The following is a 25,088-nucleotide window of genomic DNA, read 5'->3' as shown; positions in this document are numbered from 1 at the left end:
GCTGGAACAACTCCCACAACTCGTCCGGCACCAGCCGCTCAACAATCCCCACCACGACCGACAGCCTACCCAACCACCCAAATGAGATGGCCTCTAAGGGAACAGGCATGCGTCCGTACTGCACTGGCAGCTCGACGCTGGCCTCGACGTGCAGCCCCCAAAGAGAAGCTTTAGCGTGGAAGTGAAGGCTCTTTCCCGGGGGCGGCAGTCGCATAGTGCAAGTTGCGAAGAATCGGTGAAATTCCGCTGGGTGTGGCGGTGGCGGGATTCCTGCAAGCTGAACCTGGTCCGTGGTGATATGGGTGGCGGGTTCACCGCTTTCCGTGAAAAGGCTGGCGCGAGCTAAAACCCTAGCAGCGGGTTTGTATCGCGAGAATCCGGAATCAACGGTCGTGCAATGAGCTCAGCATGGCTTTCCGGCCGAAAATAGGCGGCCCCCCAGCCACGTTGGCCCGTCGCCCGGTCGACCCGACCGGGCTATTATCCCCCGTGGCTATGGGCGGAAGGTATCAGCCAGGTGTAAGTAAGGGATAGACCCCCATGAATCAGGTCATCCGGCATCCTGAGGGGAAGTTTCGGCCTCCGGGTGAGCCGCGCTTCGTTCGTGGAAGGCGCTACTGTTCTCGGCTGAGAGCCCATATGAGCCGGGCGTTGCGAATGCGACGCGTCCGCCGCGAGGCTCGGAAGCGAGTGTCAAGTCCCCGGAAATGGCGCGGGAGATGGACGCCCGGAAACTATGTAAAAGTGCTCTCCTGGATCGGAACGGTCCTGTTCCTGGGCTGGCTATTCGCGGCTGTCAATGTGATCATCGACGGAAAGCCCGGGTTCGTCGAGAACGCCTGCCGCCATACCGACCAGTCCTGCGACGTGGTCATAGGCTACATCACGCCCTTTCTCGTTCTCTCTCTGAGCACGGCTGTCTTTTTGGGCATTCGGCACTGGAAGACGATCCGGCCGATCGGGCGAACCGCGCGAAGGAACCCTCGGCAGCTGGTGCCCACGGCCGGGACGATCGTGGACGAGGTCGTCGGCCGACAGGAGCTGTGCTCCGTCATCGCGCAGGCCTTGCGGGACAGGCGCCGCCGCCGACCGTACGTGCTCGTGGGTGGTATCGGAAGCGGGAAGACGGCCGTGCTTGTGCAGCTCACTCAAGTGCTGGCCCAGAACGGGGCAGTTCCCGTCCCGATTCACCTCCGGCGCATCGACCTCGACGGTGACGACCTGAATTTCGCCGAGCTGGCCAAAAAGCGCTTCTGTGACGAAGTGGATCCCGGCGTGATATCCAGAGCCCAGGCCGAGCGGGTGTGGCGGCAGCTCTGCATGGAAGACAGAGCCGTGGTCATTGCCGACGGGCTCGAGGAAGCGTTCTGCGACGACGAGAAACAGGCGAACCGGGACAGCGTGATCCGCCGCGCGATCGGCCAGGCCAAAAAACAGAGGCTTCCGCTGGTGATCGCCTCGCGTCCGCACGCGGCACTCGAATGCACCCAGGCGGCCGTCATCGACCTCGAACCGCTCAGCGAGGAGGCTGCGCTTGGGTACTTGACGCAGCGGGAGCCCGGCGCGGACAACCGGAGGCTGGACTGGATCGTAGAGACGGCTGCGGTCGCCGAGTCGCCGCTGTACCTCCAAATCGCCCGTCAGCTACGGCAGCACCAGCTTCTGGAGCATTTCGAGAACTCCAAGGACTGGGACCAGATAAACACCCGAGGCGGCGACCGGGCGGAAATTCGCTTGAATCTCCTGGATTCTTGGATGAAGGCGCTAGTCGACGGCCACCTCCAGGCCCAGTTCGACATTTCGAAAGAGCAGCGGAAGGAAACGGTTTCGGTCATTTCGGCGCTGGCTTGTATCGGACTGCTCAATGACAGACTGGAGGTCAAATTCGAAGAACTGATCAGCTGGAACGGCGACAGCGGTAGGCGGATTGAGATCCGCTATCCGGCCGTCCTCGGCGAGCTGCGCCGGAGCGTCAGAGGCCTGCCAAGGGACGAGGATGACTCCTGCTGGCGCACCGCCTTGTCGCGCTATGCGGCGTGGGGTGAACAACTCGGACTGGTGGAGGCGCAGAGCTTCAAGGTGAGATTTCCGCACAGCATTCTGCAGGCCTATCTGGGATCCTTCTTCCTCGACGCCGTACAGCAGGACCCCGCGGCTGACCTGGGAACGGCACTCGCCGAACCCGGTCGTGAGCTTCTCATCGCCTTGGTGCTGCGCTCCCGCCGTAATAGGGAGACCCCGCAGCGCGCCAACATTGGGCTGCTGGTCAAGGCAGCTCGGGAGCGCCGGGACGACAAGGCCCTCGATCTGTTTGCCGCAGCGTTGGAAATTGACACCGGCGAGGCCAAAGATTCGGCCCACGTCCGGCTCGCCAAAACGATCCTGCGGCGATGGCCGGAGATCATCGATGGCGATCCGAGAACGCTCACCGCTGCAAAGCTGCGGCTGGTGCACACCTTCGGCGAGATGGCTCGCTGGCTCGATCACTCGAATAAGAGGGACCCCCAGAGGTGGATCAAACCTGCTTACAGCGACATGATGAGGATCAGTTGGATCGAGGACAGCTATCCCGTCAGGCTGGCCATTGCCCAGGAGATCGGCGCAGGCGGGGATAATGCATTCGACGCGCTGCGCAGGCTATTTCCATGGCCGAAGCGTAAGAAGACTTCCGACGCCAAGATATACGACCCATGGGAACAGTACAAAACAGCTATGGAGGCCCAAAAATACAAGGCAAGCACGGAACGTGAGAAGAAAATCGGCCCTCCCGAGAAATGGGACAGGGTCGAGCGGGAGGCGCATACTGCAGTCCAGATCTGGCGCGAGTTCGTCACCAGGGCCTGGCTCGTTCCCATGATCGTGGGCTCGGTGGGCGACGAGCGGTCCAGCCAGGCCCGGGAGCGCATGGACCTCTGGCTGCAACACCTCACGGCGAACCCCGCTACGGGGCGCGCGGATCTGCCCATCTCGCTGGAGATCGCCCTCGCCCAGGGCTTCAAGGGCGCGGCGAACCGGCGAAGGCGGCATCCTGCAACCTCCAACGAGGCGCGCGAGTACCTGATAGAACGGGCGGAGCACTTGCTGACGCACGCACGCTACTGGTACTCCCAGCTCACCCTCATCCACGCGCTGTGCCTGTGGGAGCTGCCGGACGGCCCCGACGACGGGCTGGAGGGCGCCGAGGGCGGCCGCCGGGCCGGCCTCGACCCGCTGCAGGCTGTGGAACGCTGGCTCGGCATGGCAGGCAGTGAGCAGGCCCCCGGCGATCGGCCCGCGGACGAGTTGACGGTGGGAGCAAAGCGGCTGCACCCCTTCGTTGCCGAGACCGGAGACCTCGCGGCGCTTGCCCTGGAGACCCGGCGTCCCGAGCGGTTCATCTGGATCGACGAGAGAGGGACCATGGCCAACATCGGCTCACGGCCCGCCGATCCGACCCTCCATCGCAAGCACAACCTCTGGATTCCGCCGTCCGTCGGGTGGAGCACCTTGAATCCGCGCGCCCAGCAGCTCCTAGCCGACATTCTGCTCCTGTTGAACCTCACAGAAGGCGACGGATCAATGGTCGACGACCGGCTGGAGCGCACGAACCGCACAACTCTGCCGCCCTGCCTCACGAAGGACCGCACGGCCCTCCATCCCGAACGTACGGTGGGCATGCCGGGCACGGCCGAACCGGGAACGACCTGCCTGCGTAGCTGCCAGTTCGAGTTGTGCCCGTACCCGGCGAAGGGGGCGCGGCCAAGCGCCGAACTGCGCGAACCTTTCTGTCAGCAGCAGCAGGCTCTGCTGAAGAGGCGCACCTTTCAGCGTACGAGGGCAGGCTGGCAGGGTATGACCGACCGTGAGCTCAGCCGGTTTTGGACGGCGATGGCAGAACGGACCCGGACGCCGTCGGTCACGCAGGTCGCCGCCGGTACAGGGGTCGGCCGGTCGGCCGGATGGTGGCGTCGGCCCGATGGGCGGGGGTGATGGCCGACCACTGCGCCGGCATCTGCGTCACCACCACGCTGGTTGGTGGGCAGTGGCCGCGCCCGCGGAGGGGCGGGAGGAGGGGCAGGGTTTTGCCGCGGCGGGCGCGACCGCCGTTGCCGTCAGGCAGAGGCCTCACACCCGGCCGGCGTAGGCCCTGCGTTCGGTCAGCCTCGGGCGTGGCGGTTGGTCAGGCAGTGACGAACTGGTGGGTGTCGGGGTCGGTGCTGTGGATGAGCGTGGTGTGGGTGCCGCGGGTGAACACCACGCGGTAGGTGTTCAGGGCGAGGAGGAGATAGGCGTCTGGGGTGGGGTGGCGCAGGGTGCTGTCGCGGCTGCGCTGGGGGTGGGCGGTCCAGTGAGCCTCCGCCAACCTGAAGTCGCTACCTGGAAACGGGCTTGGGCGGCGGGTTCGGGGCGGCGTTATGTCGCCCCTTGCAGAAGGGCGGATGCGTACCTGGGACCATGAGTGGATGTCCGAGGAACCGAACCCGATGTCTTGCCTGTGGCCGCTCGTGCCGTCCGGCGCCACCGACTGGCTGCTGGAGCTGTGCGGCGACGGCCTAACCGGGTTCATGCCTCCGGCGCTGCCTGACGCAGTGTGGGTGCTCAACGCCATGTACGAGCACGAGCAGGGGCCGGCCGACGTGTCGTACCACGAGTACCACCAGGCACGTCTTGCCGACGGGAGCACCCAGCCCCACATCGTGAGGGGCATCGATCTCGACGCCGTGAGCATCACTACGGGAGGAGGTCTGGGCCGCGCCCGGCACCCCGGACCCGGCTGGCGGCGGCTGCGCTGGACCGAGCTTGCCCGGCGGACGGGCGACCCAATCGTGCCTGACGGGCTGATGCCCTCCTATCGCTGCTTTCCCTCAGCCAAGAAGGAGGGCAGCTGGCCGCTGGGCGCGGTCCCGCCGACCGAAGGAAGTCTGGACCGTGAGACCTGGAGCCGGCTGATCGCCATCCTCACCCACTGCAGTCCCGCGGGCCCCGACACCCGCTGCTTGGCCTACTACAACCCGCTGATGCTCGGAGCGGTCGACTTCGGCAACCTCCACGTGCGTGCGGGTCGACTCGGCGATGCCGAGGTCCTGTACGACCTGTCCGAAGCAGACTTCAGCCCATCCAATCTCTGGGCCGATGACCGCTCTTGGGTCCTGTGCACCGATTACGACCTATGGGCCACCAAGATCGCCGGTCCCCCAGCCCTCATCAACGCATTGCTGAACGACTCTGAAATCGAGGCGGTTCGTCTGCCCTGGGCACACTGATAACGAGCCGCCTTGGCTCCTTTCCCAGCGTGGAGCGCGAGCACATCCCAGTTACTGCCCGCTGGAGCCGGACGGCCCTCTACGATCCGGTGCATGCTGGATCCCGAGCTGCTGGAACGGATCACCGCAGGCGCGCGGAACTGGACGAACTCGAAGAACAACTGGCCAAACAACTGGCGGAAGTGCGGGCCGAGCGGGACGAGCTTGCCGTCGCCGAACATGGCAGGCCGCCGGGCCGGTCATGTCCCACGAGGTCGGCGAGGTAGTGGGGTGGACGTCAGCGTGAAGGCCAAGCTGGAACCGCTACGCAGCAAGCTGGTCAGACTCGTCGACCACGGCTGCCTCCGCAAACTGCCCGACGGCCGGTTCACCACCCGCCTGTGACCAGCAACACCGCCACTCGGAGCGGCTCGGCACGGCCGTTACCAGGGTGCCCCTGGCTGCTGTTGGAATTGTGTGACGCATACCCGAGGGCGCGCCGAGGACACCTACGCGCTTGTCTACCAGTGCCGTCTGCCGCTGTCCACGCGCACCGTCAACCGCCTCGCCGATCTACGGCGACGCCGTCTGAAGGCGATTCGGTCCAGGTGGCGATCTGCCGCCCGGCCCGGCCGCACCCGCCACCCGTCCCTCGCGCCGGGCGGGGCGGCGCCGGCCTGGAGATAGCTCCCAGCGATGGGGGCCGGGTGTGGACGGGTCACTGGTCGACGGGGAAGGACGCCTGGAAGGCCAGTCGATGGGCGGCGTCCGCGCCGATGCGGGTGAGGAGGTCGTCGAGGGCGAGGTACTCCTCCCAGGGCTCGCGCCCCGTGGCGGCGGCCAGCGCCTGTACGAGCCTGTCCTCCAGGTCGGGGACGCGTTTGTCCTTCCAGACCTTGTCGGCCGTGCTGACGAGAAGGTCCTCGATCGTCACGTCGGGGCCGTTCCAGCTCGCGTGGGTGGCGGCGAACCTGGTCAGGCCGGGTGCGAAGCCGTGCTCCAGAAGGAGATCCCGGCCGGCTGCCTCGTGAGCCGATCCCGGCCCGGAGAGCTCCTCGGGGTGCAGGGTCTTGCCCACGTCATGGGTTGCCGCACCGAAGAGAACGGCGTCGTGGTCCACGGCCAGGTCCGGGTACCGGTCTGCCACCCAGTCGGCCAGCTCGACCGCGACGTCGTGGACCGCGCGCAGGTGCGCCGCCAAACGGGGCGGAGCCGCAAGCGAGCGCAGCAGTTCCGCCACGATGGGCGGCAGCGGTCTCAGGGACGGCTCCGCTGGGGCGTCAAGGGCCCGCGACAGGACGTCGGAACGTATTGAAGTCATCCTGGTGACAGTACTGGTTCCTGGTGTGCAGGTCAGGCAAGCTCCGAAGACAGGCCCCAGGTCGCGGCCGCTTGACTGCTGCATTGGGAAGCAGTACCCCTGGGCCGTCTTCCCCCGCTCAGGTGCTGGCGGTCGGGTGATCTCCTGGACGCCGCCTCGGTCTGCCCCGAGCCGGCGTTCTTGGCCGGCTACGGATGATTTGGCCCAGCTCTTTGGGCCTTCGCCGCGCCAGGCGATGGTGGCCGTCAGACAGTTGACGCGGGCAAGCCGCGCGTGTGCTTGTCGATCTTGGCGCCTTTGATGCGTGCCCCGGCCAATTTGGCGCCGCGCAGGTCGGCGCCGCGCAGGTCGGCATTACGCAAGTCGGCGCCGCGTAGGTCCGCATTGCGTAGATCAGCGGAAACGAGAGAGATACGAGTCAGCCTAGTGACTCCAGTTCCGTATCTTTTTGTGTCGTCGGCAAGGGTCGCGCCCTGGAGGTTGGCTCCGGTGAGGTTCGCGTCGGTGAAGTTGGCTCCGCCCAGCCACGCCTTTTTGAGGTTCACGCCGCGCAGATCCGCGCGGGTGAAGTTTACCCCCGGAAGAATGGCGGCGGTGAGGTTGGCGCTTCCCACAGTGTGCTCTGAGCTGCCTTTCCCTACCCACATTTTTCCAGCGGCCTCACTGAAAAATGCGCCTGTTAGGTTCGCGCTGTCCATTCTTGTCCCGGACAGGTCGGAGCCGACAAAAGTCGCATTCGTGAAGTTCGCGAACATGGCAGTGGTATTGTGTAGATCGGAGCGCGTCAGCCAGGCATCGGAAAAGTCTGCACTGCTGAAATCCGCTTCCTCGAAATCGAACTCGTCGAGTTTGGAGTCGTGCAGGTCGGAGCCGGACAGGTCTGCCTTCCGAAAATTCCTTGCATTCGAGCCGCTGAGGAGGGGTACGGATGGGGTTTCAAGCCCGCGGAGGTTCACGTTCCTCAGATTTGCAATGCTTGGCCAGGGTGATTCGGGGCGGTTGGCAAGGACGGCGAGTGCCGCAGACACGTCGTCGGGAGGAGCGAGATACTTCTCTGATTGCGCGGGCTTCTTGGTAGCCAGCGGAGCTTCCTCGCGGATGTAGGCGGAGAGCACTGAGGTGACAGCGGGATTGTCACGTTGAGAGTCCTGCACGATGCGATTGAGGGCGTAGATGCCGCCGATCCGCACGTGCATCGATGAGGCTCCAAGGTGACCGATCGCGGTGTTAAACCGGTTGGTGATTTGTCCCTCATCGGAGATGCGTAGCTCTTTGCTGACCTGGCCTACCTGAATCCAGCTGAACAGCACCGCTGCCAGGGCAGCCACGCCGGGCAGCATCGAGGCCACCAGACCCCCGCGGGGATGTCGGCTGCCGCCCGCTTCCTGCACTGGCCGGCGGGGGCCATGATTCGTCTTGCGGGCCGCCCAGCGTTGTGCGGCAATACGCAACCGTTGAAGGTCATGCTTCCTCGGCACATGGTTATGTCACAGCACGAGCAGGAGTCAGGAGGTCCGCCACGCAGTCGTTGCGTGGGCGAAACCCACCGACGGCGGACTGTAGCTGCGGTAAGGGAGAGACTGTGACGGTCAAGGGAGTGCCGTCGCCAGGGGTCCGGCTGGGTGTCGGCTTGGTCCAGGGCGCCTCGGCCGGCTCGGGGGCCCACACGGCGGCCCTGCGGCCGTTCCCCTCGATCAGCAGCACGTTGTTCAGGTGTCGTTGGGGTCCAGGGCGGCTCGATGTGGGAACGCGTCGGCGGGTGCTCGTGCGCCGCACCCGCGGTCTTGCACACCGGTAAGGATCCCCCCAATGACCGTTGTCAAGCGTCGAAGTGCTTACTGGGTCCTGCCAATGGCACGCCGGAACCTTGCCCAAAGAGAGGTCGGCATGCTGACGTCTGTGACTTCATCAAGATTGCCAGCATCCTGCGCCGTGGCGGCCCGCTCTGCTGGGTCCTCGTGAGCGTCTCCGCGGAATGCGACGGCGTCCTCCCCGATCCCGACTACCTCCAGGAGGGTGTCCAGGGCCTTGTCTGCTTGCTCGTGCGGCTGGGTGAGCCAGACATACGAGACGCCGACCGGATTGCCGTCGTGCTTGCTGATCGCGAAGCTGAAACCCTTCAGCCGGAACAGAACGACGTCGAGTTCGTCCAGCCCGTCCCACGACCGCTCCACGTGCAGACGTAGCCGCTGGGCCACGGGCTGCACCGGCAACGCCAGCACTCCGATCATCCGGAACAGCGGGGCGGAGTGCTCCCAGACGCTGTACTGGTAGGCGGGATTCCTGCCGGTGTCGTAGGGCGGCTGTGTAGCCGGCTGCCAGTCGGGCTCAGGACCCGGGACCCGGATCTCTGTCACAGCAACTCCTCCCACGACCTCCGGCCAACTGGTGATCAACCTACCTTGACCGGGTCGGCCGGCGTTATGCCGCGCTGGTCAGGCCCGCTGGTTGGGCTGTCCAGGGGCGTTGGACGCGCATGAGCGCCCACAGAACGTCGAGGCGGCGGCGAGCGAGGCAAGGACTGCCTGTTTGTGGCTCCTGCCTTCGGCTCGCTTGCGGTCGTAGAAGGTCTTGGACGTGGGGCAGAAGCGGGCGGCGATCTGGGCGGAGAGGGAGAAGACGCGCAGGAGCCGACGGTGGTAGCGGTGTCGTTGTGGTCTGCCCATGTTGCCCCTGATGCGACCCGAATCCCGTGGGACCGGAGCGAGGCCGGCGACCCCGGCAAGTCGCCCCGAGCTTCCGAAGGCGTCCATGTCACCGCCAGCGCAGGCGATGAACTCTGCCCCTGTCGGCGTACTCCTCTGAGTGCTCCGCCAAGTAGGAAGATACGTGCGCCAGGTCGAATCCTTCTCGTAGGGTCTGCCTGTGGGATTGAACGCCGTAGGAGGGGGTCTTTGGAGGAGAGTGAGGCCAGGCGCCTTGCGGAGGAGTTCGGTCGTGGCCTGACCGAGCGCTGGGATGAGTGGGCCTTTGAGCTCAGCCTGTGGGCGACTCCGGCGGTCACAGGGATGTTCGGCTTCACCTGGCACCCCACCGCAAAGGACGAGGAAGGGCGTCCGATCCGAGTCGGCGGAAACTGGCCAATCCTTGTCGATCAGGGCACCGGCTCATGCCGCCTCGTGCAGGGGCCGAACGAGTTCGCGGTCCTCAGAGGCACGTCGGCGGTTCGCAACGCCCGCTCGGCCGCCGCCTGTAGTCACCGCCCGCCCGGGTAGATGCAGGCCGCTGCGGCAGACTGCATCGCCGGCATGCTGTCGGGCTGCGTCGTGCCGGCCTCGTCCGATGGCTGCGAGTCGGTGATGGAGGAGGCGGTCGAGGACGGCGGCGGCCACAGCGGTCACCTACCTGCCGGGCACCCTTGTGATCAACACGGGCCCTGGACCTGCGCGCCCGGGCTCGTGCCTGAGCCTGAGAGGCCGCGAGCCCGCACCTCGCTGGGGCCACCAGCGCGAATGGGTAGGTTGCTTGCCATGCCGGAAGAAGTCGTCTCATGCAGCTCACTGCCTTTTCGGTCGACTACGGGGCCCTGGCAGACGCCGCGCGCGCAGCCGGGCACCACGTCAGCCTGGAGGCGGTGGCAGCCCATGCAGGCTGGCAGGCCGACGTCCTGGCCGCCGGCCCCGAGGGGCACGTCACCGCCTGGAGGCCCAGGCCTCTCGGCACCACTGCATTCAACTGATCGCGAGCGGCACAGGATCCAGGCCCAGCTTGCTCCGGCATGAGTTGACGGCCTGGGTGACCCAGGCCGTCACGGCGTCGCGATCTGCCGCGATCGTGTGAAGCTCACGCACCTTCTCCTGGGCTTCGACCATCCACGGGGCCAGCGGATCCTCTCGAAGGACTCTCTCGAAGTGATCGCGGGCCGTGTCCGGGTCCCCGACCAGAGCGGCTGTGATCCCGGCGTCGAAGCTGTCCCAGAGGAATCCCCGCCGCACCGGCCTCGAAGTCAGGTATCGGGCGACGTCCGGCAGAGCCGGGAACTTCTCCCTCAGCGCGGTCACGTTCGCAGCCGCTTGCCGGCTGAGTTCGACTGCCACCAGCGTGAACTGCTCCTCGGTGCGAAACAGCTCGGGGCCGGTCCGGACTGCGTCTACATGGAAGGCCAGGTGGTCCACGTCGTGCCACAGCCACATCGCACCGACGTACAGACCACTGCCGACGGTCCGTGGCGGAGTGAATTCCACAACCCCGAGCCACCATTCGTGATCATCGATCCACAGCCGCGACCGCCCGCGTTGGGCCAGGCCAAGCGGCTTCAGGGAATCCCGTGCCGCCGAGGTGATGATCCGGTGGACCGGACTGCGATCTGCCATGACCGGCATTATCGACCGTCACACCGACACCCCCCTTGGTCGTCGTGGCCCGTAACCATGCACAGAGGCAATCAACAACACTGAGCGTTACCGCTCCACAGAAGTTGGACCGGAACCGACTTGGGTTCTGGCTCAGGTCCTGTGGCCCGTGCCGGTAAAGCAACCGTTTTAGACCTAGAAGAGTGCTTCCTCCTGTGGCGGGGTCGGAGGGTCGAGGACATCGCGGAGGCGGGCGAGGTCTTGGCGCCACCTCCGCCCCCCGTCTGCAGCCTCGTCCCACAGCTCGGCGACTTCAGACCGCTCAGCGACCACTCGGTCCAGGGCGTCGAGGGCAAGTGTTCGAAGGTCCGCAGGCAACAACGGCAGCGGCTCCGATGGGCCGTAGTTCGAGCACGCGGGCTCGCCGTCAGGATGCTGTGCGACTACCAAAGCTGCTGCGGCCACTGCTCGCTCGGCGTCGGGGGTGACCAAGTAGTCGGCAGGGTCGGCGGCGAGCTTGAGGACTCTGCGGATCATTGGCTCGCGTTCTTCCATGGTCGCCTCGTCCAGGTCGCCGGCGAAGTCGGCGGCGGTGTCGTTGTCGAAGGGGCCGATGTCCCACGTACCCATGTCTCTCCTCGCCTGGCTGCCTGGGGATCGTCGCATTGGCCGCTGACAACGAGGTCAGGCGGCGAGCAGTGCCCGCTTGAGTAGAAGCTTGAAGCCGGCTCGTCCGTAGATCTGCCGCTTGATCATTTGATGGGGTTGACATGGCCTTCTACGACACCGAGCTTCGGGGCAGGGCCAGGCCGGCAGTGACGGCCGCGAGGTCACGTTCGAGGCCGTTGAAGAATGTATGCATGCCGGGAGGTCGTCGGCCCGAACTGCCGCGATCCACTCGGGGAACACTTTTCGCTGGAGTTGTACGAGCGGCTCCCCGAAGGAACGGACGTGCCCGGCGCCAATGTGTCAGAACGGACTTCAGCTTCAGTCGCTCCTTCTCCTCAAGGACATCCGGGGGGGTGAGGATCCACCCCGGCAACATCCTTGGGTGACGGCGCCGGCGGTGGCCAGTGCGTAGGCGGCGCGGATGATCGCGGCCGGGGCCGCGTAGTCCTCGGCCGCCAGGTAGCGGAAGGAGTGCACGCTCTCGGCGGGCAGTTGGACGGTGACCGCGCGTTTGCCGTCCTTGCGAGCTTTGAGGGTGTGCACGCCGGGCTGCCAGTCGTTGAAGTCGCCGACGACGCTGACTGGCCCGGGCGGGATGTCTGGCTTCGTTGATCTCCAGGAACAGCGGTTCTCGACGGGTTCCGGAGTCAGTTGGTGATCACGCGCTTCGCGTGTGTCGACCAGAAATGATGGCGTTGCCGTGGGGCGGCGAGAAAAAGGGAAGACGGCGCCAACGCGCCGTTGGCAGGATGTCCGGGCTCACCACTCGATGGGAAAGGACCCAACGGCCGTGGCTCGTGCCATCACTCTGATCCGCTCCGCTTCCCTGTCCGACGTCGCCGAGTACGCTTACGCAGCCACAGCGCCGGCCGAGTCGCGCCTGATCTTCCTCGCCGGGGCGTGTCCACTGAACGACGACGGCTCGACGGCAGCGATCGGGGACTACGCAGGTCAGGCGCTGAAAGCCGTCGAGAACATGCAGGCTGCTCTCACTGCCGCCGGCGCGACCCTCCAGGACGTCATCAGTACGAGGGTTCTCGTGGCATCGGCGCGTCGGGAAGATTTGGTGGCTGCCTGGGAGGTGGTCCGGGACTCGTTCGCTGACCATGATGTCCCCAGCACTTTGATGGGCGTCACTGTGCTGGGCTATGAGGACCAGCTCGTCGAGATCGAGGCCGTCGCCGCCGTACTCGATTCGTGAGGCCCGTTGATCTTCTTGTCGTAGGCCCTTGAGGCCGGGTCGGCCGGCGCAGTTCGTCGACTTCATCATCCGCCATCAGGCCGACGCCCTCCCTGTGCCGGAAACCCTGCGCCGCCTGGTCCGTGCTGTGCTCCGCCCACCACGAGGGACAGCTCGGCGACGACGCGACCGTCCTGCTCTGCGAATGGCACGGCAGCCATCACGCCCCACCAGTCGCCTGACCCTTTCCCCCTAGCCAATCCCTGCAGCGGCGTCCCGAAGCTGGCTGTACCCAATTGCGCGAGTTGGTACCGGTTTATCGGGCGGTGCGGCGGACAGTCGCCTGTCAGCGGGAGCGTGTTGCCCACTGGCTTCTGTTCGCTTCCGGCACCGACGACATGGAGGTGTTGATGATGGTGCTTCCGATTCGACGTGGCGGCGGCCTGTCCGAGCGGCTGCGTCCGGCGTGGGGGTCGATGGACCCGTTCCGGGATTTCGCGAACATGTGGGGTGAGATGGGGCGGCTGCTGGAGCAGGCAGCGGTTCCGGCCCCCGGTGAAGGCGGTCGCTGGCTTCCGATGGCGGAGGAAGAGGAGACCGACGACGCGTACGTCGTGCGGATGGAGCTGCCGGGTGTTCCGGCCGAGAACGTGAACATCGAGGTCGACGGGAACGAGCTGAGCATCTCCGGCGAGGTCTCCGAGGAACATCAGGGCAAGGTCCTGTCCCGCAGAACGGGGAAGTTCTTCTACCGCACCAGCCTGCCGGACACGGTGAACGCGGACGAGTGCGACGCGGACCTCAGTGACGGCCTGCTCACCCTTCGTATCCCCAAGACGGCCGAAGGCAGGCGGCACAAGATCGAGCTTCGGAGCCAGGGCTCCAAGAGTATTGAGGCCGGCCAAGCACAGGGCCGGGGCCAGTCTCAGGGTCAAGGCCTCGAGGCCGGCGGCGGCACCGAGGGCATGCGAGGAGCCGAGGCGGCCCCCGGTGCCACGGGCACGACGGGGACCCAATCGGCTGAGGGAAGCACGGGCACGCAGGGCCAAGGTCTCACGGGCGACGTGGGGTAGTCCGTCGGTCGGGAACGACCCGCGTCACAAGGCGGACTGGTCGGCGGGGCTTCAGCCGGGCAGTCCGTCCGCTTGGCCGCCCTCGACCTGGTAGATCTTGGTCCAGGTGTCGCCACAACGGCAGTGGTAGGTCTCGACCAGTTCACCGGCCGCTGAGACGTCCATGCCGTCCTGGAGGCGGACGTGTACGTGCTCGCCCATGATGGAGCCTTTCCTGTGGGAGCGGGTCGGCTCAGTGTGTGCGGCGGCGGTGTCTGTCGCAACGCCCTTCCGATAGGTGGACAAAGCGCACTGCCGCAACCGGCAAGGTCCCGCGGCCGTGCCATGCCCACGAGGAGGCCATGTGACTCTGCGCAGTGAAGTCCTCGGGTGTCCTGCGTGCGGGCGTCGGAACAGGGTGCCCGCCGCCGGCGACGGACGTCCGCGGTGCGGCGCATGGAGGGCGCCGCTGCCCTGGATCGCCCATGCCACGGACGATGCTTCGCCGAGGTCGCCGAGCAGGCGCCGCCGTACGTCCTGGTCGACCTGTGGGCCGCGTGGTGCGGGCCCTGCCGCATGGTCAGTCCCGCCTTGGGGCAGGTCGCCACAGAACTGGCGGGCCGCATCAAACTCGTCAAGGTCGACATCGACCGCAGCCCACAGCTCAGGGCCCGCTTCGCCATCCAGGCCGTCCCCACCCTTCTGATCCTCGACCGCGGAAAGGTCGTCGCCCGCACGACCGGCGCCGCACCCGCACCGGCACTTCGCGCCTGGGTGGAGCAAGCCATGCCCACAAGGCAATCAGCAACGGACCCCTGACCTGCCCATATGGTGGTTCTGGCGCGCCCCGATGCCCTATTTCCGGGTCAGCCGGTGATTTCGATGCGGCGGGGCTGCGCCTTCTGCATCCTGGTCCTGGGGACGCGCACGGTGAGCACCCCGTGGGTCAGCTCCGCGCTGATGTGCTCGGTGTCAGCGTCGGCAGGCAAGCTCATCCGGTAGTCGAACTGTCCGATCCTTCGAGTCTGCTGCCGAAGGACACCGACACGCTCCTTCTCCTTGACCTCCCCGTGGACAGCGAGCTCCGAGTCGAGAACCTCGACGGTTATCTGATCCCTGCGCAGGCCTGGCAGATCGAGCTCGATCACGTAGGAGTCATCGGTCTCCTCGACATCGTTCGCCGGCTCCCAGGGATGCTCGGGCACCAGCCCCCCGCCTCCGGGAACGGCCGCTGCCCACAGCCGGCCCATGCGGTCAGTGACGTCTTGGAACTCCCGGAGAAGATCCCGCCGAGTTGAGCCCTCACGGTGAACAGGAACTGTCATGGCCGATCACCCTCTCCTCAGGCTGCTCGTCCGACAGCGAACCGCTGCAGTACTTCGCTGCCTCGATTATCCAAAGTCCCTCGTGCCACGCCAGAAGTTGCGGGAGGAGGCATCAGCGGGGGGCGGACTCGTTGCCTCCAACAGCACCCGGGCGACCAGTTCGGGAGCGTCGGCCATCGGGACGTGGCCGCAACCCGGCAGCGTCACCAGTCGTGCACCGGGAATGGCGGCCTTGACCCGCTGGGCCTGCCAGGGCGGCAGCAGCCGGTCGCGGCTGCCCCATCCGATCGTGACCGGCGCGCCCGGGATGTCCCCTGAGAACAGGTGCGGTGCCCGTCCGGCGCGCAGTGTCTCCTTGAAGGCGGCCGCCTGCCGAAGCGTGCACAGTTCCGCGATCAGCGCCTCGGTCCCCCGGGGCACGAGCCGGCCGTTGAGGGCATTGGGCGGGCTCAGGGACTCGGGCGGAACGGGTACCTTGCCAGTCTGCGGAAGCAGTCGTGCACCCTGTCGGGCCATGATCAGCACGGCGTACGCGTACCGTCGCTCGGCCTCCGTCCAGAATCCGGCCGGCGCGATGGCGGTCACCGTGCGCGCGAGCCCGGCCTGGGCCAGCCGTAGCGCGATCAAACCTCCCAGCGAGTGAGCCACCAGGTGGGGTCGCTCGATCCCGAGGCTTGCGAACACCGACTCCATCCATGCCACGGTCGTCGTCAGATCACGTGACAGCGAAGGGTGCAAGTCGGGTGACTCTCCGAAGCCCGGTAGGTCCAAGGCGATCGTCTCGTGCGCCTCGCTGAGGGTCGGCAGTACGGGATCCCATGCGCGCCGGTGGTGTCCGGCACCGTGCAACAGCACAAGGGGCTCGCCCAGTCCTTGGCCATGTCGCTCGTACGCCACGGTGACCGGGGCGAAGCCCGCAGGCCGCCCCTCCACGAACCAGGCTCGGTGTGCCGTATCCGGAATACCTGTTCGCTCGTTCGTGGGGCCGCCTGGTGCCCGAGCCTGCGAGGCCCTTCGGTTCCACGCTGCGGCTGGGGATGAGAAGGCCACAGTAGTCATCGCCCACCTCCCGCAGGAGACGTCACCGGGACACCTTTATGCGGATACCTATAAAAAACATGAGCCAACTCATGTCAATTCCTGGCTCGGGCCGCGCCCCGCCCCCACCCGCGCGCCAACAGCCGTCGGCTGATCCACCGCCGCATCACTCAGCGCCAGGGGAGTGGTGGCCCTTCCGCACGCGACTCCAACGCGCTCGCGGACGCGGGCCGGAAAGCCGTCGTACTGCATGGCAGTCCCTCGGTCCCCTCACTGGGGGCGGCAGTCTTGGTGCAGGAATATGGGCTGTATCGGTGGAGATTATGAGATTGAAGGCCCGGGTCTGGGGGACTTCCGGACCCACACGGTCGCGTGTCACGCCCATGGGTCGAAGATCTCCGCGGACGGATGAACGGGTTGTTGGGGGCGCCGGCTTCTCCGGCGGCCTCGGAATCAGCGCGACATGGACGCCGGCCGGCCACCGCGCCACCTGCCGCAGAGGCTCCGACGCGGAGCGCATGACCGCCGGACTTTGAGGAATCGATCGACCGGATACAAGCAGCGCGTAAGGAGGATCGACGCCATGGCCGAGACGCCCTTGCTCGACCGCAGCCGCTGGACGACCGCGCTCGACGAGCTCACCGAAGCCCATGCCGGCGAACGCGTCAGCATTGAAGTGCTGGACCCGGAGATCGGCCACCAGTACGAGGCGGAGCGACTGCCCTTCTCCTACCTCAGCTACGACCCGAAGGACGACGTGGTGATCGTCGCCGTCGGTGGGCAGTCGTCGCGATACCCCGTCGTGCTGCGGCACATGGTGCAGCATCCGAAGGAGGTCGACGTCGCGACGGCGGGCGTCCCTGAGGCGGCCGTTCAGGTGCTCGACCAGGAGGGCACCGCGACCTTGATCAGCTTCTTCCCGGTCGCATCCGGCACAGGGTCCTGAACCCGAGGCCGCCCGACCAGCCGATGGGTTGGCTGTCGACTCAGGTGCGTCGGGAGCGCCGGGTGATCCGGAGCCGCTTCGAGTCGCCCTGGTAGGGAGATCACATGGCTGCTCATGTGGGAGGCCCGAAAGGGTCTGACAAGCGACACGTCCGCGTCGTAGCCATCGACGGGAGAGGCGTTCAACTCGCACTCCGCGGAGAGGTGACCGGTACGGCGGCCAGAGAGATCGAGGAGGTGATGCTCGACCCGGCCCTGCGGGATGTGAGCGAGTGGGTGTTCGACCTCAGTGAGGCAGAACGGCTGGATGCAATCTGCGCGTACGCCCTCGTCAGGCCCCTGTTGATGACGTCCTCGCCGGACGTGGTCGTGCACGTCCGGGGTGCCCGCGAGCAGGCGCGTGAGATCCTGCGCCACACCGGCGCGGCGCATTTGATCACGTTCGAGGATTGAGTGCTCCGAGTGCACCGGTCCTGCTGCCTGATGTGGGCGGCCGCAGGACCGATCAGGAGTGACCCCGGCCCGGTAGGCACTCCGGCTCCCTTACGGCTGCGACTGCAGCTCTGTGCGGTTGCTGCCGGTGCTGATTTCGATCTTGCGCGGCTTGGCCTGCTCGGTCACCGGGATGCGCAGGCTCAGTACGCCGGCGTCGTACGTGGCCTCGATGTGCTCGGTGTCCAGTGTCTCGCCGAGGAACAGCTGCCGGGTGAATGTGCCGATCGGTCGCTCGGAGATCAGCGCCTCGGCTCCTTCCTTGATCTCCGGCTTCCGTTCGGCCTGGACGGTCAGCACATCCTTCTCGACGTTCACGTCCACCGAGTCCGGGTCGACACCGGGAAGGTCGAACTTGACCCAGACCGAGCCGTCCTCGCGCCAGGCATCCATCGCCATCGCCGCAGGGCGCTGTGCGCCCTTGAAGAGCTGCTGGCTGAGTCGGTCCAGTTCACGGAAGGGATCGGTCCGCATCAGCATGTGATCACACCTCCTCTGTGCCTTTCCATCTCTTTCAGTCGGATTCGTTCCGACAGTTCTTATATACGCCCTTGCCAGATTCTTGACAGGACTACGCTCAAGTTTTATCACGGTAGATGTGTGCACCGAGGGTGGAAGGGAGTCCCTCGGGCGAGTGGTTGGCTCTTGAGTGTCAGGGCAGGAGCCGCTTGTGCCGCGCTGCGGACCATAGACGCGGCTGGGGGACATCAGGCACTTCAGCGTGGAGGGATCGCCATGGCGAAGGCTGTGGGTATCGATCTGGGTACGACGAACTCGGTGATCGCCGTCTACGAGGGCGGCCAGCCCAGGGTGATCACCAACGCCGAGGGCGGGCGCACGACCCCGTCGGTGGTGGCGTTCAGCGACACCGGCGAGCGTCTCGTGGGGCAGATGGCGCGGCGCCAGGCCGTACTGAATCCCGGTGGCACTGTCTATTCGGCGAAGCGGTTCGTCGGTCGGCGCTTCAACGAGATCACCACGGAGGCCGAGCAGGTCTCCTACGAAGTGGTCGCGGGCCCGGACGACGCGGCGCGCTTCTCGGTACGGGGGAAGTCGTACGCCCCCGAGGAGATCTCCGCCGCCGTGCTCCGCAAGCTCGTCGATGATGCCGCCAAGCAGCTCGGGGAGAAGATCACCCAGGCGGTGATCACGGTTCCGGCGTACTTCAACGACGCCCAACGGCAGGCCACCAAGGACGCCGGCCGCATCGCCGGACTGGAAGTGCTGCGGATCGTCAACGAGCCGACCGCGGCCGCACTCGCCTACGGGCTGGACAAGAAGAAGCACGAGACCGTTCTCGTCTTCGACCTCGGCGGCGGGACCTTCGACGTCAGCATCCTGGACGTCGGCGACGGCGTGGTGGAGGTCCGCTCCACCGCCGGCGACACCCACCTGGGTGGTGACGACTTCGACCGCCGCCTGGTGGACCACCTGGCCGAGGACTTCCAGCGCCTGAACGGAATCGACCTGAGACGCGACCCGCAGGCCCTGCAGCGCCTCTACGAGGCGGCGGAGAAGGCGAAGGTGGAACTGTCCAGCGCGGCCCAGACCCAGATCAGCCTGCCCTTCGTCACCGCGGACGCCTCCGGCCCCAAGCACCTGACCACGACCGTGACGCGGGCGACCTTCGAGCAGATCACCGCAGACCTGGTCGAGCGGTGCATGGGCCCCGTGAAGCAGGCGATGGCAGACGGCAAGGTCACCGCCGACGACCTGGACGAGGTCATCCTGGTGGGCGGCTCGACCCGGATCCCGGCGGTGCAGACGCTGGTGCGCCGGCTGACCGGCGGCAAGGACCCGAACATGTCCGTCAACCCGGACGAGGTCGTCGCCCTCGGTGCGGCCGTCCAGGCAGCGGTGCTCCAGGGTGAGGTCAAGGACGTTCTGCTGCTGGACGTGACGCCGCTGTCGCTGGGTGTGGAGACGCTCGGCGGGCTGATGACCAAGCTGATCGAGCGCAACACGACCATTCCGACCCGGCGCAGCGAGGTGTTCACCACCGCCGATGACAACCAGCCCGCCGTCGACGTCGTCGTCCTGCAGGGCGAACGCGAGCGGGCCGCGGACAACCGCGTCCTGGGCCGGGTACGGCTGGACAACATCCGTCCCGCGCCCCGGGGCGTGCCGCAGATCGAGGTGACGTTCGACATCGACGCCAACGGAATCCTGAACGTCTCCGCCAAGGACAAGGACACCGGTGCCGAGCAGAGCATCACCGTCTCCGGCAGCGGCACCCTGGACGAGTCCGAGGTGCAGCGGATGGTCCAGGACGCCGAGCGCAACCGGGCCGAGGACACCCGTATCCGCGAGCAGGTCGAGGCCCGCAACGAGCTCGACAGCGTCGCGTACCAGGTGGAGCGGCGGCTCGGCGAGCTGGGCGACGCCGTCGCCGTACACGACAAGGCGCGGGCCGAGACGCTGGTCGCCGATGCGCGGCAGGCCGTCAAGGGAGAGGCTCCGCTGGACCGGGTGCGGTCCCTGACCGGAGATCTCCAGCAGGTCCTGCACGGGCTGGCGGCCGCCGGCGCGGGTGGTCCCGGTGGTGCCGGTGCCGCTGGTGGTGGTGCTGCCGGGCCGGGGCCCCAGGGCGGACCCGGTGGCGGACCGGCGGGCGCAGGCGGCGGGGACGACGTGATCGACGCGGAGTTCCGGCCCGACTGACACACGGCGCATCCGGAAACAGACGACGCGGTCGGAGACGAGGGGACGGGTGAGGTGACCATGAGCCACGAAAGGCCAGAGCGCACGCGCCCTGCGGAAGACCGGGCGGGGGAGGAAGCGGTCGGCAGCGGCACCACACAGGCAGCGTCCCGTGCCGAGGACGCAGCGGCGGCCGCAGCGACCCCACACACCCCCGCCGAGGTTCCGGAGGGCAGCGAGCCGTCCGACAGCGACCGCCCGTCCTCCACCGACCGCCCGGCCGCCGGCCGCGAAGCGCCCGTGCTCCCCGAGCTGGACGTGGAAGACCTGCGAGACCGCTGGCAGCGGGCGGTGGCGGAGACGGAGAACCTCCGCAAACGCTACGAGCGGCAGATGGACGAAGTACGCCGTGCCGAGCAGGACCGGGTGACCGCAGCGTGGCTGCCGGTCGTGGACCACTTGGAGCTCGCCCTGCAGCACGCCGCCGCCGATCCGAAGGCGGTCATCCCGGGGGTGGAGGCGGTGTGCCAGCAGGCGCACGCGCTCCTGGCACAGCTCGGCTACCGGCGGATCGCCGACATCGGGGAGCCCTTCGACCCCGCCGTCCACGAGGCCGCGCAGGTCCGCGAGGAGCCGGGTGCCGCGCCGGGCAACGTCGTTCAGGTGCTGCGGGCCGGATACGACAGCGACCGGGGCCTGCTCCGCCCGGCGGTGGTGTCGGTGGCGGCCAAACCGCAGGAGTGAGCGGCGAGGTGGAAGGACGACGACAGGGATCGGTGGAGTAGTCGATGGCGAACTCGAACCGTGACTACTACGAGGTACTCGGTGTGGCCCGGGGCGCGAGCGCCGAGGAGATCCAGCGCGCCTATCGCAACCTCGCCCGGCGCTGGCACCCCGACCTCAACAAGGATCCCGGAGCCGAGGAGCGGTTCAAGGAGATCAGTGAGGCGTACGAGGCGCTCTCCGACCCGGACAGCCGCGCCCGCTACGACCGGTTCGGACCGGCCTGGCGACAGGCCCGCGAGGAGTCGACGGCCGGAGCCGGCGGCCCCTTCGGGCCGGGTGGCGGCCGACGGGTGTACGTGGACACCGGCGGCGGTCCGGGCTTCGGCGGAGGCGATTTCGGTGGCTTCGGTGGCTTCGGTGGCTTCGGTGGTGCTGGCGGTGCCGGCGGTGTGGGCTTCGAGGACCTCTTCGGCGGCCTCTTCGGCGGCGGCGGTGCGGGCCGGGGCGGTTACGGCCGCATGCCGGGCGCCGACCAGGAGGCCGAGATCAGCCTCAGCGTGGAGGACGCCTACGCCGGAGGCCGTCGGCGCATCACGCTCGACACCTCGGCCGGCCCGCGCAGTTACGAGGTGAACATCCCGCCCGGCGTCACGGACGGGCAGCGCATCCGCCTCGCGGGCCAGGGCGGCACGGGCAGCGGTGGCGGTCCGCCCGGTGACCTGTTCCTGGTCGTGCGGCTGGCGCCGCACCCCCGCTATCGCGTGGAGGGGCGCGACATCACCGTCGACCTCCCCGTCACACCGTGGGAGGCCGCGCTCGGCGCGTCCGTCCCCGTGGACACCCCCGGCGGCACCGCCAGGGTGGACCTGCCGCCGGGCTCCTCCAGCGGGCGCAAACTTCGGCTGCGCGGACGCGGCATGCCGAACCGGCGCGGCCAGCCAGGCGACCTCTACGCCGAGGTGAAGATCGTCGTTCCGGCCGAGCCGACGCCGACGGAACGGGACCTGTTCCAGCGTCTCGCCAAGGAGTCCGGATTCGACCCCCGAAACCGCAGCGGAAGGGGATGAGCACACGTGGCGCAGAACAGGAGCCCCTACCCACTCGCCCGCGTGGCCGCCACCTACCGTGCCGGCGTCACGATCGAGGAATTCGCCGCTGCCACCGGCCTTCACCCGGAGCTGGTACGCCGCTACGTCACGCTCGGTCTCCTCGATCCCGACACCGACCTTGACGGCCGGTTGTGGTTCGGCACGGCGCAGTTGATGAGGGTGGCCCGCATCCACCGGCTGCGTACGGGCCTGGGCCTGAACTACGCCGCCCTCGGGGTCGTACTCGACCTGCTGGACCGTATCGAGGAACTCGAAGCCGCCTTGGCCGGGCGGCACCCCCGCATGCCGAGGAGGTGAACCCCCGTGGACATGAACCGGCTCACGCAGAGGTCCCAGGAGGCGCTGCAGGACGCCCAGACCAAGGCGCTGCGCTTCGGCCACGTGGAGGTCGACGGTGAACACCTCCTGCTCGCCCTGCTCGACCAGGGCGAGGGCCTGATCCCCCGCCTCCTCACCGCCGCCGGCGCCGACCCGGACCGGGCGCGCGCCGCCGTGGAGGCCGAGCTCGGCCGCCGGCCCAGCGTGTCGGGCCCCGGGGCCGGTCCCGGCCAGGTGTACGTCACCCAGCGACTGGCCCGGCTGCTGGACGCCGCCGAGCAGGAGGCGAAGCGGCTCAAGGACGAATACGTCTCCGTCGAGCACCTGCTGCTGGCGCTGCTGGAGGAGGGCTCCGGCAGCCAGGCCGGGCGCATCCTGCATGAACAGGGCATCAGCCGCGAGACGTTCCTGGACGCGCTCACCTCGGTGCGCGGCAACCAGCGGGTGACCTCCGCGATGCCCGAGGTCACGTACGAGGCACTGGAGAAGTACGGACGCGACCTGGTGGCCGAGGCCCGTACCGGCAAGCTCGACCCGGTCATCGGGCGGGACACCGAGATCCGCAGAGTCGTGCAGATCCTGTCCCGCAAGACCAAGAACAATCCGGTGCTGATCGGCGACCCGGGCGTCGGCAAGACGGCCATCGCCGAAGGGCTCGCGCAGCGCATCGCGCACGGCGACGTGCCGGAGGGCCTGCGGGACAAGACCGTCTTCGCCCTCGACATGGGCTCGCTGGTCGCGGGCGCGAAGTACCGCGGCGAGTTCGAGGAGCGGCTCAAGGCCGTCCTCCACGAGGTCACCGCGGGCGAGGGCCGCATCCTGCTGTTCGTCGACGAGTTGCACACCGTCGTCGGCGCCGGGGCGGCCGAGGGCGCCATGGACGCCGGGAACATGCTCAAGCCGCTCCTCGCACGCGGTGAGCTGCACATGATCGGCGCCACCACCCTGGACGAGTACCGCAAGCACGTGGAGAAGGACGCCGCGCTGGAGCGCCGCTTCCAGCCGGTGATGATCGACGAACCGAGCGAGGAGGACGCCGTCTCCATCCTGCGCGGCCTGCGCGAGCGCCTGGAGGTCTTCCACGGCGTAAAGATCCAAGACAGCGCGTTGGTCGCCGCGGTCACCCTGTCCCACCGCTACATCTCCGACCGCTTCCTGCCCGACAAGGCCATCGACCTCGTCGACGAGGCGTGCGCCATGCTCCGCACCGAGATCGACTCCATGCCGGCGGAGCTCGACGAGCTCACCCGTCGGGTGCGCCGCCTGGAGATCGAGGACGCCGCCCTCGCCAAGGAGGACGACCCCGCCAGCCGGGCCCGCCTCTCCGAGCTGCGCAAGGAACTCGCCGACGCCCGCGCCGAGGCCGACGCCCTGCGCGCCCAATGGGAGGCCGAGCGCCAGGCCCTGCGCAAGGTCCAGACGCTGCGCGAGGAGCTCGAACACGTACGGTACGAGGCCGAAGAGGCGGAGCGGTCCTACGACCTCAACCGCGCCGCCGAACTGCGCCACGGCCGGCTGCCCGATCTCGAACGGCGGCTCCAGGCGGAGGAGGAACAGCTCGCCGCCAAGCAAGGTGGCCGACGGCTGCTGCGCGAGGTGGTCACGGAGGACGAGATCGCCTCCATCGTCGCCCGCTGGACCGGCATCCCCGTCAGCCGCCTGCTGGAGGGCGAACGGCAGAAACTGCTGCGTCTGGACGAGATCCTCCACGAGAGGGTCATAGGCCAGGACGAGGCCGTCCAGCTCGTGGCGGACGCCGTCATCCGCGCCCGCTCCGGGGTCAAGGACCCCCGCAGGCCCATCGGGTCGTTCCTGTTCCTCGGCCCCACCGGAGTCGGCAAGACCGAACTGGCCCGCACGCTGGCGGCCGCGCTGTTCGACACCGAGGACAACATGATCCGCCTCGACATGAGCGAGTACCAGGAACGGCACACGGTGAGCCGCCTGATGGGAGCCCCGCCCGGATATGTCGGTTACGAAGAAGGCGGCCAGCTCACCGAGGCCGTGCGCCGCAAGCCGTACTCCGTGGTGCTGCTCGACGAGGTGGAGAAGGCCCACGCCGACGTCTTCAACACCCTGCTCCAGCTACTGGACGACGGGCGCCTGACCGACGCGCAGGGCCACACCGTCGACTTCCGCAACACCGTGGTGGTGATGACCAGCAACATCGGATCGCAGTACCTGCTCGAAGGGGTCACACCGGACGGCGAGATCAAGGAGGAAGCGCGGGCCGCCGTCATGGCCGAACTGCGCGCCCACTTCCGGCCCGAATTCCTCAACCGAGTCGATGACGTGGTCCTCTTCAAGCCGCTGACGCTCCCGGAGATCGAACGGGTCGTGGACCTGCTGACCGAAGACCTGCGCCACCGGCTCGCAGACCGCCGCCTCGAGCTGCGCCTGACCGAAGCCGCCCGCCGTCACATCGCGGCCGAGGGATTCGACCCCGTGTACGGAGCCCGGCCCCTGCGGCGGTTCATCCAACGCGACGTCGAGACCCGCATCGGACGCGCCCTGCTCGCCGGTGACATCCCCGACGGTTCGACCATCACCGCCGACGCCAGGGACGGCCAGTTGATCATCGACACCACCCCCGCGCAGCAGGCCACGCCAGCGACCACGGGGTGAGCTGGGCGCCGCACCGGTGGAGCCGATGCCGGGTCTGTCCGCGGTGCGGGCGGGGTGGCGCGCGAGCAGACGCTGGACGGGCACCGGGCGCTGATACTGCTGTGGTGCTGTTGACATGGATCGCTGAGGTGGCG

At 67.6% G+C, this 25,088-nt stretch carries 23 protein-coding genes and 4 pseudogenes; 14 read left to right on the top strand and 13 right to left on the bottom strand.

The features are described from left to right. A partial coding sequence (locus ABZ924_RS28005; RefSeq protein ID WP_361915446.1) for a hypothetical protein occupies positions 1–214 on the bottom strand: 214 nt, incomplete at its 3' end. Positions 215–744: 530 nt separating this feature from the next. On the opposite strand from ABZ924_RS28005, the gene ABZ924_RS28000 reads away from it, so the two are divergent. Continuing rightward, positions 745–3,969 (top strand): NACHT domain-containing protein, encoded by a 3,225-nt coding sequence (locus ABZ924_RS28000; protein ID WP_361915443.1) that lies wholly within the window; start codon positions 745–747, stop codon positions 3,967–3,969. Between the two features lie 190 nt (positions 3,970–4,159). Here the strand turns inward: ABZ924_RS28000 and ABZ924_RS27995 are convergent, their stop codons facing one another. Next, entirely contained in the window at positions 4,160–4,342 is a 183-nt protein-coding gene (locus tag ABZ924_RS27995) for a hypothetical protein (protein WP_361915440.1), read from the bottom strand. Positions 4,343–4,442: 100 nt separating this feature from the next. Between ABZ924_RS27995 and ABZ924_RS27990 the strand changes: the two genes are divergently transcribed. Then, positions 4,443–5,243 carry a hypothetical protein gene (locus ABZ924_RS27990; RefSeq protein WP_361915438.1) on the top strand — a complete coding sequence of 267 codons (801 nt, stop codon included), beginning with the start codon at positions 4,443–4,445 and terminating at the stop codon, positions 5,241–5,243. 697 nt (positions 5,244–5,940) lie between these two features. Here ABZ924_RS27990 and ABZ924_RS27985 read toward each other — a convergent pair. The 4 genes and pseudogenes from ABZ924_RS27985 to ABZ924_RS27970 all read right to left on the bottom strand — a co-directional run. After that, positions 5,941–6,543, bottom strand: coding sequence for an HD domain-containing protein (locus ABZ924_RS27985; RefSeq protein ID WP_361915435.1), 603 nt, complete (start codon positions 6,541–6,543; stop codon positions 5,941–5,943). 245 nt (positions 6,544–6,788) lie between these two features. Further along, the gene (locus tag ABZ924_RS27980) at positions 6,789–7,883 is read right to left on the bottom strand and encodes a pentapeptide repeat-containing protein (protein WP_361915449.1); all 1,095 of its coding nucleotides are present in this window, start codon (positions 7,881–7,883) and stop codon (positions 6,789–6,791) included. Positions 7,884–8,378: 495 nt separating this feature from the next. Then, complete coding sequence (locus ABZ924_RS27975) at positions 8,379–8,900, bottom strand: hypothetical protein (RefSeq protein WP_361915432.1); 522 nt, start codon at positions 8,898–8,900, stop codon at positions 8,379–8,381. A 64-nt stretch (positions 8,901–8,964) separates the two neighbouring features. After that, positions 8,965–9,329: pseudogene (locus ABZ924_RS27970) on the bottom strand (transposase); the annotation flags it as partial. Positions 9,330–10,033: 704 nt separating this feature from the next. Here ABZ924_RS27970 and ABZ924_RS27965 point away from each other — a divergent pair. Continuing rightward, positions 10,034–10,222: a hypothetical protein gene (locus ABZ924_RS27965; protein ID WP_361915429.1), complete on the top strand. Its 189-nt coding sequence runs from the start codon at positions 10,034–10,036 to the stop codon at positions 10,220–10,222. Here the strand turns inward: ABZ924_RS27965 and ABZ924_RS27960 are convergent. From ABZ924_RS27960 to ABZ924_RS27950, 3 genes and pseudogenes are all read right to left on the bottom strand, one after another. After that, entirely contained in the window at positions 10,215–10,856 is a 642-nt protein-coding gene (locus tag ABZ924_RS27960) for a hypothetical protein (protein WP_361915426.1), read from the bottom strand. The genes ABZ924_RS27965 and ABZ924_RS27960 overlap by 8 nt on opposite strands. A gap of 174 nt (positions 10,857–11,030) precedes the next feature. Continuing rightward, the gene (locus ABZ924_RS27955; protein ID WP_361915423.1) at positions 11,031–11,465 is read right to left on the bottom strand and encodes a DUF4259 domain-containing protein; all 435 of its coding nucleotides are present in this window, start codon (positions 11,463–11,465) and stop codon (positions 11,031–11,033) included. Between the two features lie 480 nt (positions 11,466–11,945). Beyond that, positions 11,946–12,155, bottom strand: a pseudogene (locus ABZ924_RS27950) (hypothetical protein); the annotation flags it as partial. 139 nt (positions 12,156–12,294) lie between these two features. Here ABZ924_RS27950 and ABZ924_RS27945 point away from each other — a divergent pair. The 3 genes and pseudogenes from ABZ924_RS27945 (at position 12,295) to ABZ924_RS27935 (ending at position 13,757) form a co-directional block, all read left to right on the top strand. Beyond that, positions 12,295–12,705: a Rid family hydrolase gene (locus ABZ924_RS27945; protein WP_361915420.1), complete on the top strand. Its 411-nt coding sequence runs from the start codon at positions 12,295–12,297 to the stop codon at positions 12,703–12,705. 49 nt (positions 12,706–12,754) lie between these two features. After that, positions 12,755–12,926: pseudogene (locus ABZ924_RS27940) on the top strand (stage II sporulation protein E); the annotation flags it as partial. Positions 12,927–12,980: 54 nt separating this feature from the next. Continuing rightward, on the top strand, positions 12,981–13,757 hold the full coding sequence (locus tag ABZ924_RS27935) for an Hsp20/alpha crystallin family protein (RefSeq protein ID WP_361915417.1): 777 nt from the start codon (positions 12,981–12,983) through the stop codon (positions 13,755–13,757). Positions 13,758–13,808: 51 nt separating this feature from the next. Here ABZ924_RS27935 and ABZ924_RS27930 read toward each other — a convergent pair whose 3' ends face one another. After that, positions 13,809–13,958 carry a hypothetical protein gene (locus tag ABZ924_RS27930; RefSeq protein ID WP_361915414.1) on the bottom strand — a complete coding sequence of 50 codons (150 nt, stop codon included), beginning with the start codon at positions 13,956–13,958 and terminating at the stop codon, positions 13,809–13,811. Positions 13,959–14,100: 142 nt separating this feature from the next. Here ABZ924_RS27930 and trxA point away from each other — a divergent pair. Further along, positions 14,101–14,555 (top strand): annotated as a pseudogene (trxA, locus tag ABZ924_RS27925) (thioredoxin). A gap of 47 nt (positions 14,556–14,602) precedes the next feature. Here the strand turns inward: trxA and ABZ924_RS27920 are convergent. Further along, a complete protein-coding gene (locus tag ABZ924_RS27920; protein WP_361915411.1) occupies positions 14,603–15,061 on the bottom strand; it encodes an Hsp20/alpha crystallin family protein in 459 nt (152 codons plus the stop codon). 66 nt (positions 15,062–15,127) lie between these two features. Beyond that, on the bottom strand, positions 15,128–16,120 hold the full coding sequence (locus ABZ924_RS27915; protein WP_361915408.1) for an alpha/beta fold hydrolase: 993 nt from the start codon (positions 16,118–16,120) through the stop codon (positions 15,128–15,130). Positions 16,121–16,682: 562 nt separating this feature from the next. On the opposite strand from ABZ924_RS27915, the gene ABZ924_RS27910 reads away from it, so the two are divergent. After that, on the top strand, positions 16,683–17,045 hold the full coding sequence (locus ABZ924_RS27910) for a DUF5335 family protein (RefSeq protein WP_361915405.1): 363 nt from the start codon (positions 16,683–16,685) through the stop codon (positions 17,043–17,045). 104 nt (positions 17,046–17,149) lie between these two features. Further along, positions 17,150–17,497, top strand: a complete 348-nt coding sequence (locus ABZ924_RS27905; RefSeq protein ID WP_361915402.1) for a hypothetical protein — start codon at positions 17,150–17,152, stop codon at positions 17,495–17,497. 90 nt (positions 17,498–17,587) lie between these two features. Here ABZ924_RS27905 and ABZ924_RS27900 read toward each other — a convergent pair whose 3' ends face one another. Then, positions 17,588–18,016 carry an Hsp20/alpha crystallin family protein gene (locus ABZ924_RS27900; RefSeq protein WP_361915399.1) on the bottom strand — a complete coding sequence of 143 codons (429 nt, stop codon included), beginning with the start codon at positions 18,014–18,016 and terminating at the stop codon, positions 17,588–17,590. Positions 18,017–18,271: 255 nt separating this feature from the next. Between ABZ924_RS27900 and dnaK the strand changes: the two genes are divergently transcribed. The 5 genes from dnaK to clpB are packed head-to-tail and all read left to right on the top strand — an operon-like array spanning position 18,272 to position 24,954. Beyond that, positions 18,272–20,197, top strand: coding sequence for a molecular chaperone DnaK (gene dnaK / locus ABZ924_RS27895; RefSeq protein ID WP_361915397.1), 1,926 nt, complete (start codon positions 18,272–18,274; stop codon positions 20,195–20,197). A gap of 60 nt (positions 20,198–20,257) precedes the next feature. After that, a complete protein-coding gene (locus ABZ924_RS27890) occupies positions 20,258–20,920 on the top strand; it encodes a nucleotide exchange factor GrpE (protein ID WP_361915394.1) in 663 nt (220 codons plus the stop codon). 44 nt (positions 20,921–20,964) lie between these two features. Further along, the gene (locus ABZ924_RS27885) at positions 20,965–21,969 is read left to right on the top strand and encodes a J domain-containing protein (RefSeq protein WP_361915392.1); all 1,005 of its coding nucleotides are present in this window, start codon (positions 20,965–20,967) and stop codon (positions 21,967–21,969) included. A gap of 6 nt (positions 21,970–21,975) precedes the next feature. Beyond that, complete coding sequence (locus tag ABZ924_RS27880) at positions 21,976–22,308, top strand: chaperone modulator CbpM (RefSeq protein ID WP_361915389.1); 333 nt, start codon at positions 21,976–21,978, stop codon at positions 22,306–22,308. Between the two features lie 6 nt (positions 22,309–22,314). Continuing rightward, complete coding sequence (gene clpB, locus ABZ924_RS27875; RefSeq protein WP_361915386.1) at positions 22,315–24,954, top strand: ATP-dependent chaperone ClpB; 2,640 nt, start codon at positions 22,315–22,317, stop codon at positions 24,952–24,954. The last annotated feature ends 134 nt before the right edge of the window (positions 24,955–25,088 follow it).

It is taken from the genome of Streptomyces sp. NPDC046876 (genome assembly GCF_040645035.1).
Taxonomy (GTDB): Bacteria; Actinomycetota; Actinomycetes; order Streptomycetales; family Streptomycetaceae; genus Streptomyces.
This window is presented reverse-complemented; position numbering and strand designations above follow the sequence as displayed.